Origin of the sequence: Actinosynnema sp. NPDC002837, assembly GCF_040295345.1 — a bacterium.
GTDB lineage: Bacteria > Actinomycetota > Actinomycetes > Mycobacteriales > Pseudonocardiaceae > Actinosynnema.
Genome location: NZ_JBEOVG010000095.1, coordinates 1 through 17,637 on the forward strand (window position 1 = coordinate 1; position 17,637 = coordinate 17,637).

Genomic DNA, 17,637 nt, shown 5'->3' on the forward strand with positions numbered 1-17,637 from the left:
ACGACACCGACAACCTCCACACGACGACGCCCCCGACACGACCGGATGATCATGTCGAGGGCGTCGTCGTAGATCAATTCGCCAACAGCATCCCGGTCGGATCCGGGTCCCGGGCCGTTCGGCGGGGTGGTCAGCGGGCGGCGAGCTCGGCGACCCGTCGTGCGCCGCACAGGTCCAGCGCCTCCTCCGCGGTCGAGGCCAGCCGCACGAGGCCGCGTTCGCCGCCGGAGATGAAGCCCTCGCGGGAGCTGCGGTCCAGCAGCGCGCCCAGCGGGCGGTAGTAGCCGTCCACGTCCAGCAGCACCACGGGCTTGTCGTGCAGGCCGATCTTGACCCACGTCAACGCCTCGAACAGCTCGTCGAAGGTGCCGAAACCGCCGGGCAGCACGATGAACGCGTCCGCCAGCCGGTACATCATGGACTTGCGCTCGTGCATGGTGTCCACGAGGTGGATCTCGTCGATGTCGGTCTTCACCGGGTCGTACTGGGTCAGGTGGTGGGGGATGACGCCGGTGACGTGGGCGCCCGAGGTGAGCGCCCCGTCGGCCACCGCGCCCATCAGCCCGCCCCCGCTGCCGCCGTACACCAGGCCGATGCCGCGCCTGCCCAGCTCGGCGCCCAGCTCGGCCGCGCGGGCCAGGTAGGCGCCGCCGCGACCGGGGTTGGCGCCGCAGAACACCGCGATCCTCTGTGGACTGGTCATGGTCTCCTCCTCGTGGCTCATGGCCGCGCCACCCCGAGCACGGTGCGCAGCAGCGTGTCCGCGCCCGCCACCAGGTGGGTGTCGTCGGTGTCTTCGTGCGGTGCGTGGCTGATCCCGTCCCGGCTCGGCACGAAGATCATCCCGATCGGCGCGAGGGACGCGACCACCTGCGCGTCGTGGCCCGCCCCGCTGTCCAGGGCGGCGTGCCGCAGGCCCAGGCCGTCGGCCGCGTCGGCGATGGCGCGGCTCAGCGCGTCGTCGGTGGCGACCGGCTGGGTGATCCGGGCGGGCAGCACCTCGATCCCGGTGTCGGTCGCCTCGGCGAGCTGCGCCAGCTCGGTGGTGATCGCCAGTTCGGCGGCGCGCAGCCGGTCCGCGCGGCCGTCCCGGATCTCGGCGGTGAGCCGCGCGGTGCCGGGGATCACGTTGGTGGTGCCCGGGTCCACGCTGATCCGGCCCACTGTGGACACCCGGCACAGGTCGCGGGTGCGGGCCAGCTTCTCGATCGCCAGCACCGCCCGCGCGGCCACGGTGAGGGCGTCGCGGCGGGCCCACATCGGCGTGGTGCCGGCGTGGTCCTGGTCGCCGCGCACGGTGATGTCGAGGATGGTGCGGCCGGTGATGGCTTGAACGACCCCGATCGGGACGCCCGCCTGCTCCAGCACGGGGCCCTGCTCGATGTGCAGCTCCAGGTAGCCCGCGACCGACCCGGCGGGCCACGCCGCGTCCGCGATGTTGTCCAGGTCGCCGCCCGCGGCGCGCAGGGCGTCCGGCAGCGCCACGCCGTTCGCGGTCATCCGCCGGGCGTGCTCGGTGTCCACCCGGCCGACCAGGCCGAGGGAACCGAAGAACGGGTAGGGGAAGAACGCGCCCTCCTCGTTGGTGAACGCCACCGCGACCGGCTCGTAGGCCAGCTCGACGTCGTGCGCGGCCAGCACCCGCAACACCTCGCACGCGGCCATCACGCCGTAGGTGCCGTCCAGCCTGCCGCCGTCGACCACCGTGTCGATGTGCGAGCCCATGAGCAGCACCGGCCGGTCCGGGCGAGCGGCGCCGGGCCGCCGCACGACGAGGTTGCCCGCCTCGTCGGTGCGGGCCACCAGCCCGTCGCGGCGGCACTGCTCGGCGAGGTACGCGCGGGCCGCGGTCTCCTCGGGGGTGAGGCCGAGCCGGGTGATCCCCCGCCCCGGCCGGGCGCCGATGCGGGAGATCTCGGCCAGCCGGCGCAGCAGCAGCACACCGTCGACGTGCAACTCGTCATCGGGCCACGGCCACGCGGCCGGGCGCACTGATCCTTCGGCGGGAATGCTCATGGGACTTCGACCTGCCTTCGACGGGGGCCGGACCGGCTGGGTGACACCGTCGCCGGATCCACGGGACTGCCACCACTGAACCGCCCGGTCCTATCGATCCGGCATCGGTGGCCGATCGACGCCGACCGGGCGATAGCGGCGGGATAGGACCGCGGTAAACGGCCGTCGGAACCTGGTGTCCCCGGCACGACGGCGAGAGGCGGAGACCGTGTCCGACAGCGAGGCGACCTTCAAGGTCGTGGTGAACCACGAGGAGCAGTACTCGATCTGGCCGGCCGGTCGGGACGTCCCGGCCGGCTGGCGCGACGGCGGCGCGACGGGCACCCGCGAGGAGTGCCTGGGGCACATCGAGCGGGTGTGGACCGACATGCGCCCGCTCAGCCTGCGCACGCGGTCCGGGGGCTGAGCCGTGCCCGCGTTCGGCGACGTGGTCGAGGCGTACCGGATCCCCGTGGTGGTGCGCCTGACGGACAACCTCTACGCGTTGGCCTACCGGCTGATGAAGATGGTGCCCGCGCGGCACATCATGCGGCAGGCGGCCGACCAGGGCCTGCTGGAGGCGGGCACGACGGTCGTCGAGACCACCTCCGGCACGTTCGGGCTGGCGCTGGCCATGGAGTGCGCGATCACCGGGCGGCCGCTGGTGCTGGTCAGCGACCCGGTGATCGACGCGCCCCTGCAACGCAGGCTCGAAGACCTCGGCGCGACCGTGGACATCGTGCGCGAACGCGCGCCCGGCGGCGGCTACCAGGCCACCCGGCTGGCCAGGGTGGCGGAGCTGATGGCCTCGCTGCCGTCGGCGTTCTGCCCGGAGCAGTACGCCAACCCGGCCAACCCGGCGTCCTACGCGCTGGTGGCCGAGCTGCTCGCCGACCAGCTCGGCCAGGTGGACTGCCTGGTCGGCCCGGTCGGGTCGGGCGGCTCGATGTGCGGCACGGCGAGCGCGCTGCGCGAGGCGTTCCCGGACCTGCGGGCCGTCGGCGTGGACACCCACCGCAGCGTGCTGTTCGGCCAGCCCGACGGGCTGCGGGCGCTGCGCGGGCTGGGCAACAGCCTGGTGCCCGCGAACCTGGACCACCGGCAGTTCGACGAGGTGCACTGGGTCGACGCGGGCCGCGCCTACGCCGCCACCAGGGACCTGCACCGCAGGCACGCCCTGTTCATGGGGCCGACCAGCGGCGCGTCCTACCTGGCCGGCGCGTGGTGGGCGGCGCGCAACCCGGACGCGCTGACCGTCGTGGTGCTGCCCGACGAGGGGTACCGCTACCTCGACACGGTCTACGACGACGGGTGGCTGGCGGCGGGCGGCTGGTCCGCCGACGCGCCCGCCGGCGCGCCGGTGACCGCGAGCGCGGCCTCGGACGCGGTGGCCGGCTGGTCCCGGCTGCCGTGGGGACGCCGTTCGCTGGCCGAGGTCGTGGGCGCGGACCTGGCGGGAGTCGCGTGATGGACGTGCCGACCGTCGCGCCGCCGAGGTCCGCGGTGGGCACCGGGCGGGTGGTCGGCGGGCTCGGCGCCCGCTCCGCGCGCATCGTGTTCGGCGCGACCGCGGATGCCGGGATCGACGCCGAACTGCCCTGGGTCAGCACGATCGACCAGGCGCACCTGCTGATGCTCGCCGCGCGCGGGCTGATCGCGCCGGAGTCCGCCGCCGCGCTGCTGGTCGAGATCGACCGGCTGCGCGGTGACGGGTTCGCGCCGCTGCGCGGGCGGCCCGCGGTGCGCGGGGCGTACCTGCTGTACGAGGAGCACCTGATCGGGCTGCTCGGCCCCGCCGTCGGCGGCGTCCTGCACACCGGGCGCTCCCGCAACGACCTGAAGGCCACCGTGCACCAGTTGCGGGCCCGCGAGCAGGTGGCGGCGGTGCTGAGCGGCCTGCTGCGGCTGCAGGCCGTGCTGCTGGCCGCCGCACGGCGGCACCGCAGGACCGTGATGCCCGCGTTCAGCCAGTACCAGCCCGCCGTGCCGGTGAGCTACGGCTGGTACCTGCTGGGCATCGCGGAGGCGCTGGACGAGGACATCACCGGCGTGTGGCACGCCGCCCGGTCGCTGCGCCGGTGCCCGCTGGGCGCGGCGGCGGGCGCGGGCACCGACGTGCCGGTCGACCCGGCGCACACGGCGCGGCTGCTCGGGTTCGACGAGCCGGTGGAGCACGCGGGCTACTCCGTCGCCTCGCGTGACGGGCTGGTCCGGCTGCTGTCGGCGGGCGCGCTGGCCGGGCTGACGCTGTCCCGGCTGGCCGCCGACCTCCAGCTGTGGAGCACGCCCGAGTTCGGCCTGGTCGACTTCCCGGACAGCCTGGTCGGCTCCAGCTCCGCCATGCCGCAGAAGCGCAACCCGTTCCTGCTGGAGCACATCAAGGGCGGCGCCGGCGCGTTGATCGGCGCGTGGACGGCGGCGGCGAGCGTCACGCGCGGGGTGCCGTTCGGCAACTCGGTGGAGGCGACCACGGACGCCGTCGCGCCGGTCTGGCCCGCGTTCGGGCAGCTCGTCGACGTGCTCGGGCTCGCGCTGTCCGTCGTGGCCGGCGCGCGGCCGAGGGCGGGCGCGATGCTCGCCGACGCCGACCGCGGCGGCACGGTGGCGACCGCGCTGGCCAACCGACTGGTCACCGCCGGGGTGCCGTTCCGGGTCGCGCACCGCGCGGTCGGCCGGCTGATCACCGGCCTGGCGGGCGGCGGTCCCGTGTCCGGGTCCGCGATGGTGGCGGCCTCCGCCGACCTCGACCGGGTCCTGTGCGACGAGGGGTTCCCGGTGGACCTGGGCGCGGTGCTCACCGGGTTGGACCCGGCCGCGGTCTGCGCGGCGACCGACTTCGGCGGCGGGCCGGGTCCGCGCTCGTTCGACCGGGCCCACGCGCGGCTGCTGGCCGACTGGCGGGACCGGGTGCGGGACGCGCGGGCCTGGGCCGGCCGGGTGCGGGCCGCGGACGACGAGCGGTCGGCCGCGGTGCACGCGCTGGTCGCCGGGGCGGGGCGGTGAGCGCGGGTCGGCTGGCGCTGGTGGAGAGCAACACCACCGGCACCGGCCGCGACTTCGCGGTGGCCGCCCGCCGGCTCGGCCTGCGCCCGGTGCTGCTCACCAAGGGGGAGCGGCACTACCCGTACGCGGCCGAACTGGACCTGGACGTGCTGCCGGTGGACACCGCCTCGGCGGAGGCCGTGCAGACCGCGTGCGCGGCGTTGCCGGGATTGCGCGGCGTCACCAGCAGCAGCGAGTACTTCATCGGCGTGGCCGCCGCCGTGGCCCGGGACCTCGGGCTGCCCGGCGTGGACCCGGACGGGATCGCCGTCTGCCGCGACAAGGTGGCCGCCCGGGAGCGGCTGGGCCACCTCGGGGCGCCGGACTTCGCGGGGTGCCGCACGCCCGCCGACGCGGTGGCGGCGGCCCGCGCGTTCGGCCCTGTGGTGGTCAAACCGGGCCGCGGTTCCGGCTCGTGCGGGGTCCGCGCGTGCGCCGACCCCGAGGAGGCCGGGCGCTGGGCCGCCCGGCTGTTCGCCGACGGCGCGGCGGAGGTGCTGGTGGAGCGGGAGATCACCGGTCCCGAGTTCTCGGTGGAGGTGCTGGCGGGCGAGCTCGTCGGCGTGACCGCCAAGCACCTCGGCCCGAAGCCGCACTTCGTCGAGCACGGGCACGACTTCCCCGCGCCCGTGCCCCGGTCGACGTCCGCCGCGCTGGGCTCGGCCGCGCTGGCGGCGCTGGAGGCGTGCGGCCTGCCGGACGGCACCGCGCACGTCGAGTTCCGCTGGGCGGACGGCCGACCGTGGCTGATCGAGGTCAACCCGCGGCTGGCGGGCGGCCTCATCCCCCGCCTCGTGCGGCACGCGTCGGGACGGGACCTGGTGGCGGAGGTGGTCGCCCACGCCGCCGGCCTGGCGCCGCCCTCCCCGTCGGCGCCCGCGGCACCGGCTCACGCCTCGATCCGCTTCCTGGTGCCGCCCGCCGGCGTCGTGACCTCGGTGTCCGGTGTGGACGACGCGCGCCGGGCCCCGGGCGTGACCGAAGCCGTGTGCACGGCGACACCGGGGGAGCGGCTGACCCCCGACCACAGCTTCACCGACCGCCGGGGCCACGTCATCGCCGTGGGCGCGACGGCGGCGCAGGCCATCGCGCGGGCGGGATCGGCGCACGCGCGCATCCGGATCGCGACCGCACCGATCCCGGTGCCGGCCACCCGTTGAGAAGAGGACGTGCCATGCCGAGTTCGATCGTGGAGCTGCGCAGCGACACCTTCACCACCCCGACGTCGGAGATGCTGGCCGCGATGGTCGGCGCGCCGCTGGGCGACGACGTCTACGGCGAGGACCCGACCGTGGCCCGGCTCGAGGAGCGGTCGGCGGACCTGCTCGGCAAGCAGGCCGGTTGCCTGCTGCCCAGCGGCACCATGGCCAACCTGGCCGCGATCATGGCCCACGCGCCGCGCGGCACGGGCGTGCTGGCCGCGCGGGACTCGGACATCTACGCCTACGAGGCCCACGGCGTCTCGGTGCTCGGCGGGCTGGCGCTGCACCCGGTCGAGACCGACGAGCACGGCCGACCGCGGCCGGAGTCCCTGCTCGCCGCGCTGCCGGAGGACGTCGACGACCCGCAGTTCGCGGTGCCGGCCGTGGTGTGCGTGGAGAACACGGCCAACCGGGCGGGCGGCGTCGCGCTGACGGCCGCCGAACTGGCGACCGTGGCCGACTTCGCCACCGCGCACGGGATGAGGTTCCACCTGGACGGCGCGCGGATCTTCAACGCCGCCGTCGCGCTCGGCGTGCCGCCGGCGGACCTGGTCCGGCACGCGGACTCGGTGCAGTTCTGCCTGTCCAAGGGGCTGTCGGCGCCGATCGGGTCGGTGGTGGTGGGTTCGGCGGACTTCGTGGCCGCCGTCCGCCGGCTGCGCAAGATGCTCGGCGGCGGGATGCGCCAGGCGGGCGTGCTGGCGGCGGCCGGCCTCGTCGCGCTCGACACCGGGATCGACCGGCTGGCCGAGGACCACGCCAACGCCCGTGCACTGGCCGAGGGCCTGGCCGGGGTGCCGGGCGTCGAGGTCGACCAGGTCCGCGTGCGCACCAACATGGTCCGCTTCCGGCTGACCGGCTCGCGCCTGACGCACGCCGCGCTCATCGAGCTGGCCGCGCGCGACGGCGTCCGGCTGGCGGAGCTGGGCCGCGGCACCCTCCGCGCGGTCACCCACCGGGGCGTGGACGCCGCCGACGTGTCGCGCGCGGTGTCCACCATCGCGGCGATCGTGCGGGAGCACTCGCCCGTCGCGGTCTGATCGTGCGCGTGCGAAGAGGCCGGTGGTCCGCAGACCACCGGCCTCTTCGCTGTCACGTCGACGGGGTGTGCGCTGTCGGGTTGCGGGCCGCCGCACGACCGGGCCGGCCCGCTGCCCGTCAGCGCTCCGCGCCCACCGGCACGGGCGGTTCGCCGGCCACCACCGGGGCCTGCCGGGCCGACGCCCGCAGGGTCAGGGCGGCCCCGGCCAGCAGCACCACCGCGCCCACCGCGAACAGCACTTGGTACCCCAGCACGGTGAGCAGGCCGCTGCCCAGCGCGACCGACAGCGCCAACGGCGCGGACACCGCCAGGTCCGCCGCGGAGAACACCCGGCCCTGGAGGTTCTTCGGCGTGTTCGTCTGCAGGTAGGTGATCAGACCCACGCCCGCCAGCGGCAGGCAGACCCCGGCGACCGCCATCGACACCAGCACCACCGGCAGCGACGGCACCACGAGCAGCACCAGGCTCACCGCGTACCCGGCGAGGCCGAGCCGCACCAGCCGCAGCTCGCCGAGGCGTCGGTTCAGCCGCCCGGCGAACGGCCCGATCAGCACCGCCGCCGCGCCCTGCACCACGCCGGTGATGCCGACGAACGCCGGGTCGAGGCCGAGCCCGTCGCCGATCGCCGAGAAGATGCCCGACTCGCCGAACCCGTACGCCAGCGCGGCCACCCCGAAACCGAGCACCAGCCAGCGCATCACGCGGTGGTCGACCACGTACCGGACGCCCTGCGCGATGTCCGCCCCGAACGCCCGGCCGCTGGGCTCCGGCCGCTCCTCCCGCACCCGCATCCGCAGCAGGAACGCCACCGCGGCCAGGAACGTCAACGCGTCCAGCACGATCACCGCGGGCGCGCCGAGCCAGACGAACAGCCCGGCCCCGACCAGGGGCGCGACGATCCGCAGCGCCTCCCTGGTCGAGCGCAGCAACCCGTTGGCCTCGGCCAGCCGGTCGGCGGGCAGCACGTCGGCGATCAGCGCGGACTGCGCCGATCCGATCACCTTGTTCACCGCGCCGTAGGCGAACATCACCAGGTAGACGAGCCACACGTCCTCGGGGCCGTCCACCAGCAGCAGCGGCAGCACCACCACCGCGCCCACCAGGTTCGCGGACACCAGCAGCCGGGACCGGCGCACCCGGTCCACCACCGCGCCGAGCACGGGCGCGGCCAGCGCGGCGGCGGAGAAGAAGAACATCACCAGCCCGGCCTCCGCCGAACTGCCGGTCAGCGTCTTCACCCAGATGGCGAGCGCCAGCCACAGCGCCGAGTCGCCGAGCCCGGACAACGACTGGCCGACCAGGTAGAGCCGGACCACGCGGTCGCGCAGCACGCTAGTCATGGATGATCTCCAAGTCCGCGACGCCCATCTCGGCGTGCACCTCGCGCAGGAACTCGCGCCCCACGTCGCCGTTGGTCATGACCACCAGACCCGCCTCCGTCTCCCAGTCGAACGTGGTCAAGCACTTGTAGCCCGGCGTCTCGCCGCCGTGCCCGATCCGGGTCCGGCCGCCGAGGCGGAACACGAACACGCCGAGCCCGTAGCCCGAACCCATGCCCGGCGTGCCCAGCTGCCCGCCGAGCGAGGCCGGCAGCAGCGACGACCGGCCGTGCGCGGCCCGGTGCACCTCGAGCGTGATCCGGGCCAGGTCGGTCGCGGTGGTCCACAACCCGGCCGCGGCGTGCTCGGGCAGCACCCGCCACCCGCCGGGGTACGCCTCGCCGGTCGCCCGGTGCCCGCTGGCCACGTCGGCCCGACCGGCCACGAACTCCGCCCCGTAACCGCTGGCGCGCAGCCCGAGCGGGGCGAGCACCAGGTCGTGGGCCGCCACCGCGAACGACGTGCCGGTGACGTCCTCGACGAGCTGCTGGAGCACGGTGTAGTGGCTGCCCGAGTAGCGGTACCGCTCGCCGGGCGGCAGCTCGCCGCGCACCGCGGGCGTGTCGACCCGCGCGGAACCGGTCAGCACCTCCGCCAACGGCGGCACCGGCCCGTCCGGCGGGTAGCCCGAGTAGTCGTGGAACGTCAGCCCGCCGGTGTGGTCGAGCAGTTGCCGCACGGTCACCGGCGACCCGACCCGCCAGCCGCGCAGGTGCGCGTCGGCCGGCGCGTCCAGCTCGACCAGCCCCGCGTCGACGAGCCGGAGCACGGTCAGCGCGGCGACCTGCTTGCTCGCCGAACCCGCCTGGAACACCGTGCCGGGCGTGATCGGCGCGGACTCGCCGCGGCGCAGCACGCCGTGCGCGAACGCCCGCACCGGTTCGCCGTCCACCACCACGGCGGCGCTCAAGCCGGGCAGCGCCCGACGGGCGGCGGGCACCAGCAGCACCGGCGCGCCCGGGAACACCCGGGTCGCCACCGGGTCGGCCGGCGGCGCCGGCAGGGCCGCCAGCAGCCGCAGGTGGTCGAGCACCGCGTCCGCGAGGCGGCGCACGGTCGCCCCGTCGTGCCGGGCGGTGGAGAACTTCCACGTCACGTGCAGGCCGTGCGCGTCCAGCGCGGCGTCCACTTCGAGCAGATACGGCCGCACGCCCTCGGGCGAGCGCGCCACCCCGGTCGGCCCGTCGACCGGCCGCAGGAACTCGCGCGTCCCCCCGGTGTGCCGACCGTGGTAGTTCAGCACGAGCTGCGCGGCCTGCCGCCCGCCGGACAGCCCGTAGCCGATGCCGTGGTCGGGCACGCCGTGCAGCTGCTCGGCGGCCACGGCCAGGTCGGTCGCGGCGTCGCCCGTCAGCTCGACCAGCACCGGCTGCACCGCGGTGAACCAGCCGACCGTGCGGGACAGGTCCACGTCGGCGAACAGCGGCTCGCGACCGTGGCGCTCGACGTCGACCAGGGCGGTCCGCCGTCCCGTCCAGTCGGCCAGGGCTCGGGACACCGAGGCCAGCAGCAGGTCTTCCACCCGGTGCGGCGAGCCGGTCACCAGCCCGGCCGGCACGCGGGTGGTGATCTCGACCGCCGACCCCTCGGTGTGGGCGCCGGTCACGTGGTCGACGGGCAGGTCGGCGGCGGCGGAGAAGTCCAACCCCCGCCAGTACGCGGCCTCGCCCGCGAACTCGTCGCCGGTGGCGTGCGCGGCCAACCTGGACGCCCAGTGCTGCACCGACGTGGTCTTGGCGGGCAGGGCGACCGGCTCGCCGTCGCGCACCTGCCGGTACGCGGTGGTGAGGTCGTCGAGCAGGACGCCCCACGACACGGTGTCCACGGCCAGGTGGTGGATCACCAGCAGCAGCCGGTCACCGTCCTCCCCGCGGCACAGCACCGCCCGCAGCAGCGGACCGCCGGCGAGGCTCAGCCCGCGGTGGGCCTCGTCCGCCGCGTCGGCCAGCTCGTCGTCGGCGACCACCCGCACCTCGGGCGCGTCGGTCACGTCGGCGAGCCGTTGCTCCCAGCCGTGCTCGCCGCGCGTGAGCCGCAGCCGCAGCGCGTCGTGGTGCCCGACGAGCACCGCCAGCGCGGACCGCAGCACGTCGGGGTCCAGGCGTTCGTCGGCGGCCAGCAGGGCGCTCTGGTTGTAGTGGTCGTGCGGCCAGTCCAGTTCGGTGAACCAGCGCTGGACCGGGGTCTGCGCCACCGGCCCGGTGATCACGCCCTGGTCCGCGTGCACCGCGACGGCGGCCCGCGCGTCCAGGTCGTCCACGGCGAGGCCGGCGATCGTGGGGTGGTCCATCAGGCGGCGCGGGCTGATCGGGATGCCCGCCTGCCGCGCCCGGGACACGATCCGGATCGCCAGCACCGAGTCGCCGCCGAGGTCGAACAGGTTGTCGTGCACGCCGACCCGGTCCACGCCGAGCACGTCGGCCCAGATGTCGGCCATCGTCTGCTCCCGGCCGCTGCGCGGCGGCAGGAACCCGGCGGGCGCGGTCGTCACGGCCGTCGGCGCGGTGCCCACCACGCTCGGGGCGAGCAGGGCCGGCAACTCGCCCAAGGTCCGCTCGTCCTCGGCGACCAGGGCCCGCAGCACCACCAGGCAGTCCTCGGCGAGCCGCCGGGCGGTTCCCGGGCGGTACCGGTCGCGCTGGTGGTTGAGCTGCAGTTGCAGGCCGTCGCGCAGGATGGCGTCCAGCACCAGCGGGTAGCCGGTGTCCAGGGCCTCGGTGGACGCGATCGCCGCCACGCCGGGCGGCAGGGCCTGCGTGCCGTAGCGCTCGTTGTGGAACACCACGATGCTGTCGAACAGCCGCCGGGACCGGTCGGCCGGGTCGGCCTGCCTGCGGACCTCGGTCATCGTGCAGTGCTCGTGCTCGCGCAGCCGCACCAACTGCTCGTGCACGCCGCGCAGCCAGCCGCCGACCGGGGCCGCGCCGTCCAGGCCGACCCGCACCGGCAGGGTGTTCATGACCATGCCGACGACGTCCTGCACCTCGGGCGCGGACCGGCCGGTCACGGTGGACCCGAACAGCACGTCCGACCGGCCGCCGTGGTGGCCCAGCACCAACGCCCACGCGGCGTGCACCAGCGCGCCCGCCGTGACGCGATGGCGTCGGGTCGCCCGGTGCACGGCGGCCACGAGGTCCGCCGGCGCGTCGACGACCACGATGCCGTTGCCGATCCGGCCGTCCTCGTTCTCGTCCTCGGCCCGACCCGCCTCGACCGGATCGGCCGCGGGCAGCGGGGTCGGCTCGGTGAACCCGGCGAGCACGCCCGCCCAGTGCCGGGCGTCCGCGTCGCGGTCACGGCCGGCGAGCCAGGCCAGGTAGTCGCGGTAGGGCGTCGGCTCGGGCAGTTCCGGTGGCGCGTCGCCCTCGCCCAGTGCCCGGTACGCGGCGTGCGCCTCGCGGAACACCGCCGTCGCGCTCCAGCCGTCCAGCACGATGTGGTGCGTGCGCCACAGCAGTTCCGCGCTCCGGTCGCCGGTGCGGACGAGGGTGAGCCGCATCGGCGGCGCCGCGGACAGGTCGAACGGCGTGCGTTGCTGCGCGGTCATCAGCTCGCGGAGCCGGTCGGGGCGCTCGTCGGCGGGCAGGCCGCGCCAGTCGAGCACGGACAGCTGCACGTCCTCGGCGCGCAGCACCACCTGGTGCGGTTCGGCCAGGCCCTGCCAGACGAACGCGGTGCGCAGCGCGGCGTGCCGCCGTGCGACCAGCCGCCAGGCCCGTTCCCAGCGCTCCGCGTCCGCGTCTTCGTCCAGGTGGAAGCCGAACACCTGCACGTACGCGCTGTCCTCGCCGATGGAGTGCACCAGGATGCCGGTCTGGAGGGCGGACAGCGGATAGGCATCGGCCACCGCGTCGGCGCCGAAGCGGGCGTGCAGCTGCGCCAGCACGTCGTCGTCGGGTCCGGTCGTGTCGACCGGGGCGGCTCCGGTGGCGGCCACGCTCGCGACGGAGGCCAGTGCGGCGATCGTCGGGTGGCTGAACACGTGACCGGGCCGCAGCCGGAGACCGGCGTCCCGGGCCCGCGCCACCACCTGCATGGCGAGGATGGAGTCGCCGCCCCACTCCACGAAGTCGTCGTGCGGCCCGATGTCGGGCACGCCGAGCACGTCGGACCAGATCGCGGTCAGGATGCGCTCCGCCTCGGCGGACCGCGACCCGACCGGCGCCGCGGCCGGTTCGACCGGCGTTGCCACGACCGGCGCTGCGGCCGGCTCGAAGCGCGTCGCCCCCACCGGGGCCGCGGACGACACGAGCACCTCGTCCGGTGACGCCCCGGCCGCGAGTCGGGCCAGCACCTCTCCGTATTCGGCGAGCAGCGCCGCGCTGTCCGCCGCGGTCACCCGCTCGGGGTCGGCGAACAACGACACCTCGACCGCGTCGCGGTCCGCGATGTCCAGCACCAGCGGGTGACCGGACCGGCCGTGGTCGTGCGCGACCGCGCTCAGCACCGCGCCCGGCAGCCGCACCTGTCCGGTGGGGACGTTGTCGAACACCACGATGCTGTCGAACAACGACCGCCCGGCCGGCACGCCGCAGTGCCGCCGCACCTCGCCCGGCACGCTGTGCTCGAAGGGCCGCAGCGCCCACTGCTCGGCGCGCAGCCGGTGCAGCCAGTCGCCGGTGGTCTCGCCGGGGGTGAACCGGACTCGGGTCGGCACGGTGTTCATCAACATGCCGACCACGCGGTCCAGGTCCGGCAGGTCCGCCGACCGCCCGGCGACCACCGTGCCGAAGACGACGTCGCGCCGACCGCTGTTGCGGGCCAGCACCAGGCCCCACGCGCCCTGCATCACCCCACCGAGCGTGCCGCGGTGGCGACGGGCCAGCGCCCGCAGCGCCGCACTGTCCTCATCGGACAGCACGACCCGGTCCTCGCGCGGTGCCGGCCGCTTCGTGGTCGCGGGTTCGGGCCCGACCGCCGGGATCGGCGTCGGTTCGGTGAAGCCCGCCAGGGCGTCGCGCCAATAAGCGGATTCCTCGGCCCGGTCGCGACCGGCCAGCCAGGCGAGGTGGCGCAGCGAGTCCACCGGCTCGGGCAGCTCGGGCGCCGGCGCGCCGACCGCGAACGCGCGGTAGAGCGCGACCAGCTCGCCCAGCACGATCGGCATGCTCCAGCCGTCCAGCAGGGCGTGGTGCAGCACCCAGACCACGTGGTGCGCCTGCTCGGCCACGCGGACCAGGTGCACCCGCACCGGCGGCCGGTCCTCGGCGAACCCGCGCGAGCGCTCGGCGCGCAGCAGCCCGGCGAGCCGTTCGGCCGGTGGCTCGGGGTGGGGGTCCCGCCAGTCGTGGCGCTCCACCGCGAGCACGGCGTCCGGGTGCACCACTTGGACGGGGTGCGGCAGGTCGCGCCAGTGCAACGAGGTCCGCAGCGCGGCGTGCCGCTGGGCCACCGCCCGCCACGCCCGCGCCATCGCGTCGTGGTCGAGGACGCCGTCGAAGGTGAGCACGAACTGCTCCAGGTAGTCGCCGGCCTCCGGATCGGCCACCGCGCTGAGCAACATCCCGGCCTGCAACGGCGACAACCGGTGCACCGCACCGAGCTTCGCCAACACGGCGGTGCCGGGCACCGCCTCGAGCCCGGTCGCGACCGCAGCGCCGCGCACCGTGCCGAGTCCGGTAGATGCCGCCGCACCGGGCGCTGTGTCCAATTCGATGGGTGCTGCGCCGGGTACCGGGCCGGCTCCGACCACCGCGCTGCCGGCTCCCACCACGTCACCGGGGCCGACCGCGCCGGCCAGTTCGGCGATCGTCTGGTGGCGGAAGAGCGCGCTCACCGACATCGCCAGGCCGGCCCGCCGCGCCCGGGCCGCGACCCGGATCGCCAGCACCGAATCGCCGCCCACCTCGAAGAAGTTCTCCCGCACCCCGACCGACCGGCCCAGCACCTCCCGCCACACGGCGACCAGCAGGTGCTCCACGGGAGTGCTCGGCGCGTCGTCGGCGGCACGGCCGGCGGCGGCCGAACCCGGTGCCGGCAGCGCGGTGCGGTCCACCTTGCCCGCGCTGGTCAACGGCATCCGGTCGAGCACGACGAACACCGACGGCACCATGTAGTCCGGCAGCACCTCGGCCAGGAACGCGCGCAGCTCGGCCGGCGTCGGGGGAGCGGTCCGGTCCGCCGCGACCAGGTAGCCCACCAGCCGCTTGTGGCCACCGGTCCCGGTGACCGCCGCGGCCACCGCGTCCACCACGCCGGGGTGCAGGCCCAACCGCGCCTCGACCTCGCCCAGTTCGATGCGGTACCCGCGCACCTTCACCTGGAAGTCGGTGCGCCCCAGGAAGTCCAGCTCGCCGTCCGGCCGGTAGCGGGCCAGGTCGCCGGTGCGGTACAGCCGGTCGCCGGGCTCGCCGAACGGGTCGGGCACGAACTTCTCCGCGGTCAGCGCGGCCCGGTGCAGGTAACCGCGGGCCACGCCGATGCCGCCGATGTACAGCTCGCCGACCACGCCGACCGGCATCGGGTTCAGGCCGCTGTCCAGCACGTACATCCGGATGTTGTCGATCGGCCTGCCGATGGGCACCGACCGCGACGGGTCGAAGCCGTCCTCGACCACGTGCACCGAGCAGCCGACCACGGTCTCGGTCGGGCCGTACTCGTTGATGATCCGGGCGTTCGGCGCGACCTGCCGCCAGCCCGCCACGGTCTCCGGCCGGACCTCGTCCGCGCCGACCACGAACGTGCGCACGGAACGCACCGAACCCGGGTCGAGCATCCCGCGCAGCACGTCCAGGTGCCCGGGGGTGATCTTGAGCAGGCTGAAGTCGCCCGGGTCGGCCAGCACGCCCGCCAGCGTCTCCAGGCTGCGGTCCGGCGGCAGCAGCGTCACGCACCGGCCGCCGACCAGCGGCAGCCAGAAGTTCGGCACCGACAGGTCGAACGCGATGGAGCCGAGCATCGGCGCGCCGCGCTCGCCCTCCAGCCCGTAGCCGGTGATCGCCCAGTGCAGGTAGTTGACCACGCCGACGTGCGGCACCAGCACGCCCTTGGGCTTGCCCGTCGAGCCGGACGTGTACATGACGTAGAGCAGGTTCCCGGCGTCGGACAACGGCTCCGGCGCGCTGCGCGGTCGGGCGTCGATCTCCGGCCAGTCGGCGTCCACCAGCACGAACCGGCCCGCGAACGCCTCCGGCACGGCCGAGCGCAGCGCGGCCGTGGTGACCACGATCGGCGCGGCGGTGTCGGTGAGGATCCACTCCAGCCGGGCGCTGGGCAACGCGGCGTCCAGCGGCACGTAGGCCGCACCCGCCTTCAGGATGCCCAGCAGCGCCACGAACATCTCGGTCGAGTGGCCGACGCAGGCCGCCACCAGGGACTCCCGGCCGACGCCCATCGCCCGCAGGTGGTGCGCGAGCTGGTTGGCCCGCTCGTCCAGCTCCCGGTACGTCACCGTACCGCCGTCCACGGCACGGACCGCGACCCGGTCGGGCTCCTCCCGGGCCCACCGCTCGAACAGCCCGTGCACGGTGGCGTCGTCGGGGAACACCGCGTCGGTGTCGTTCCACCTCCGCAGGGCGCGGTCGCGCTCGGCCGGGGTGAGCACGTCCAGCTCCGCCAGCGGGCGGTCCGGCGTGGTGACGGCGCGGCCGATCAGCTCGGCCAGGTGGTCCAGCAGCCGCCGCGCGGTCGCGTCCTCGTACAGGCCGCGCGCGTAGGTCAGGACCAGCTCGACGCAGTCCGGCCTGGTGATCGCGAACAGGGTCAGGTCCACCTTGGCGTGGCCGTCGTCCACCGGGACCGGCTCGACCGCCAGCCCGGCGAACCGCCACGGCGTGGCACCGGCCTCGAACGCCTGGAACAGCACCTGGAACACGGGGTTGTGCTCGGCGCTGCGCTCCACCCGCAGGTCGGCGACCACCTGGTCGAACGGCACGTCGGAGTGGGCCAGCGCGTCGAGCACCGAGCGGTTCACCCGGCGCACCGACTCGGCCGCGGTCGGGTCGCCGGACAGGTCGACGGGGATGGCCACGGTGTTGGCGAACAACCCGACCAGCGGCTCGGTCTGCGGCGTCGGCCGGCCCGCGACCAGCGAGCCGATCGCGAACCTCGGCTGCCCGGTGTAGCGGTGCAGCAGCCCGGCGAACAGCGCCAGCACCGTGCTGAACACGGTCGTGCCCGAGGCGGCGGCCAGCCGGTGCACGCCCGCGGAGGTCTCGGCGGAGAGCCGGGCGCGGATCGTCGCGCCGCGGTGGTCCGCGACGTCGCGGGCCCGGTCGGTCGGCAGCTCCAGCACGGGCGCGGCGCCGTCCAGCGCGGTGCGCCAGTGGTCGAGCTGGCGGCGGCCCAGCGGCCCGGCCACCCGTTCGGCCTGCCACCGCGCGTAGTCCGCGTAACGGACGTCGAACTCGGGCAGCGAGGGCTCGGCACCGGTGTGGAACGCCTCGTAGAACGCGGTCAGCTCGCGGGCCAGGATGCCGCCGGACCACTCGTCGACCAGCAGGTGGTGCGCCCGGATCACCAGCAGGTGCTCCTCGGCGTCCCCGGAGACCGGCACCAGCACCGCGCCGAACAGCGGCCCGGCGGCCAGGTCGAACGGGACGCGGGCGAGCGCTGCGGCCAGGGCGAGCGCGCCGTCCAGGTCGTGCGGCTCCTCGACCCGCAGCAGGTCCGCCGACACGTCGCCGAGCACCTGCACGGGGCCGTTCTCGCCCTCCGGGTAGGCGCTGCGCAGCACCTCGTGCCGGTGGGCCAGGGCGGCGAACGCGGCGGCCAGCGCGCCGCGGTCCACCACACCGCGCAGCCACATCGACCACTGGACGCCGTACACGGCGTTGTCGGTCAGGAGTTGGTTGGCCAGCCACATCCCGTGCTGCACCGGGGAGAGGGCGGTCGGCCCGTCACCGGTGAGCCGGCGGATCTCCGGCCGGTCCGGCGCGCCGGCCGACGCACGGCCGCGCAACCGCTGCTCGATCAACCGCTGCTTCGCCGTGCTCATCTCGCCCGGCCGCACTGCTTCGGTGGTCATCGTGGTTCCCGT

9 protein-coding genes are annotated in these 17,637 nt (G+C 75.4%); 5 read left to right on the plus strand and 4 right to left on the minus strand.

Annotation, left to right across the window (positions count from 1 at the left end):
* Positions 1-130: 130 nt before the first annotated feature.
* Both ABTZ99_RS37660 and ABTZ99_RS37665 read right to left on the minus strand, forming a co-directional pair.
* Positions 131-703, minus strand: coding sequence for an LOG family protein (locus ABTZ99_RS37660; protein ID WP_498783213.1), 573 nt, complete (start codon positions 701-703; stop codon positions 131-133).
* A gap of 17 nt (positions 704-720) precedes the next feature.
* Positions 721-2,016: a Zn-dependent hydrolase gene (locus tag ABTZ99_RS37665; RefSeq protein WP_498783211.1), complete on the minus strand. Its 1,296-nt coding sequence runs from the start codon at positions 2,014-2,016 to the stop codon at positions 721-723.
* Positions 2,017-2,224: 208 nt separating this feature from the next.
* Here ABTZ99_RS37665 and ABTZ99_RS37670 point away from each other — a divergent pair, with 208 nt between their 5' ends.
* The 5 genes from ABTZ99_RS37670 to ABTZ99_RS37690 are packed head-to-tail and all read left to right on the plus strand — an operon-like array spanning position 2,225 to position 7,279.
* The gene (locus ABTZ99_RS37670) at positions 2,225-2,422 is read left to right on the plus strand and encodes an MbtH family protein (protein ID WP_230572455.1); all 198 of its coding nucleotides are present in this window, start codon (positions 2,225-2,227) and stop codon (positions 2,420-2,422) included.
* A 3-nt stretch (positions 2,423-2,425) separates the two neighbouring features.
* Positions 2,426-3,463, plus strand: coding sequence for a cysteine synthase family protein (locus ABTZ99_RS37675; protein ID WP_498783210.1), 1,038 nt, complete (start codon positions 2,426-2,428; stop codon positions 3,461-3,463).
* A complete protein-coding gene (locus ABTZ99_RS37680) occupies positions 3,463-4,998 on the plus strand; it encodes an argininosuccinate lyase (protein WP_498783208.1) in 1,536 nt (511 codons plus the stop codon). Before ABTZ99_RS37675 ends, ABTZ99_RS37680 begins: the two co-directional genes overlap by 1 nt.
* Entirely contained in the window at positions 4,995-6,197 is a 1,203-nt protein-coding gene (locus ABTZ99_RS37685) for an ATP-grasp domain-containing protein (RefSeq protein ID WP_499617912.1), read from the plus strand. Before ABTZ99_RS37680 ends, ABTZ99_RS37685 begins: the two co-directional genes overlap by 4 nt.
* Before the next feature lie 14 nt (positions 6,198-6,211).
* A complete protein-coding gene (locus ABTZ99_RS37690) occupies positions 6,212-7,279 on the plus strand; it encodes a GntG family PLP-dependent aldolase (RefSeq protein ID WP_498783204.1) in 1,068 nt (355 codons plus the stop codon).
* A gap of 118 nt (positions 7,280-7,397) precedes the next feature.
* Here ABTZ99_RS37690 and ABTZ99_RS37695 read toward each other — a convergent pair whose 3' ends face one another.
* Positions 7,398-8,621, minus strand: a complete 1,224-nt coding sequence (locus ABTZ99_RS37695; protein WP_498783202.1) for an MFS transporter — start codon at positions 8,619-8,621, stop codon at positions 7,398-7,400.
* Positions 8,614-17,625, minus strand: a complete 9,012-nt coding sequence (locus tag ABTZ99_RS37700; protein WP_499617913.1) for an amino acid adenylation domain-containing protein — start codon at positions 17,623-17,625, stop codon at positions 8,614-8,616. Before ABTZ99_RS37700 ends, ABTZ99_RS37695 begins: the two co-directional genes overlap by 8 nt.
* Positions 17,626-17,637: the final 12 nt, after the last annotated feature.

What these genes read in the sequence shown, in the direction of transcription:
- ABTZ99_RS37660 (WP_498783213.1), bottom strand. Translation starts at nt 703, where the DNA reads ATGACCAGTCCACAGAGGATCGCGGTGTTCTGCGGCGCCAACCCCGGT.
- ABTZ99_RS37665 (WP_498783211.1), bottom strand. Translation starts at nt 2,016, where the DNA reads ATGAGCATTCCCGCCGAAGGATCAGTGCGCCCGGCCGCGTGGCCGTGG.
- ABTZ99_RS37680 (WP_498783208.1), top strand. Translation starts at nt 3,463, where the DNA reads ATGGACGTGCCGACCGTCGCGCCGCCGAGGTCCGCGGTGGGCACCGGG.
- ABTZ99_RS37690 (WP_498783204.1), top strand. Translation starts at nt 6,212, where the DNA reads ATGCCGAGTTCGATCGTGGAGCTGCGCAGCGACACCTTCACCACCCCG.
- ABTZ99_RS37695 (WP_498783202.1), bottom strand. Translation starts at nt 8,621, where the DNA reads ATGACTAGCGTGCTGCGCGACCGCGTGGTCCGGCTCTACCTGGTCGGC.
- ABTZ99_RS37700 (WP_499617913.1), bottom strand. Translation starts at nt 17,625, where the DNA reads ATGACCACCGAAGCAGTGCGGCCGGGCGAGATGAGCACGGCGAAGCAG.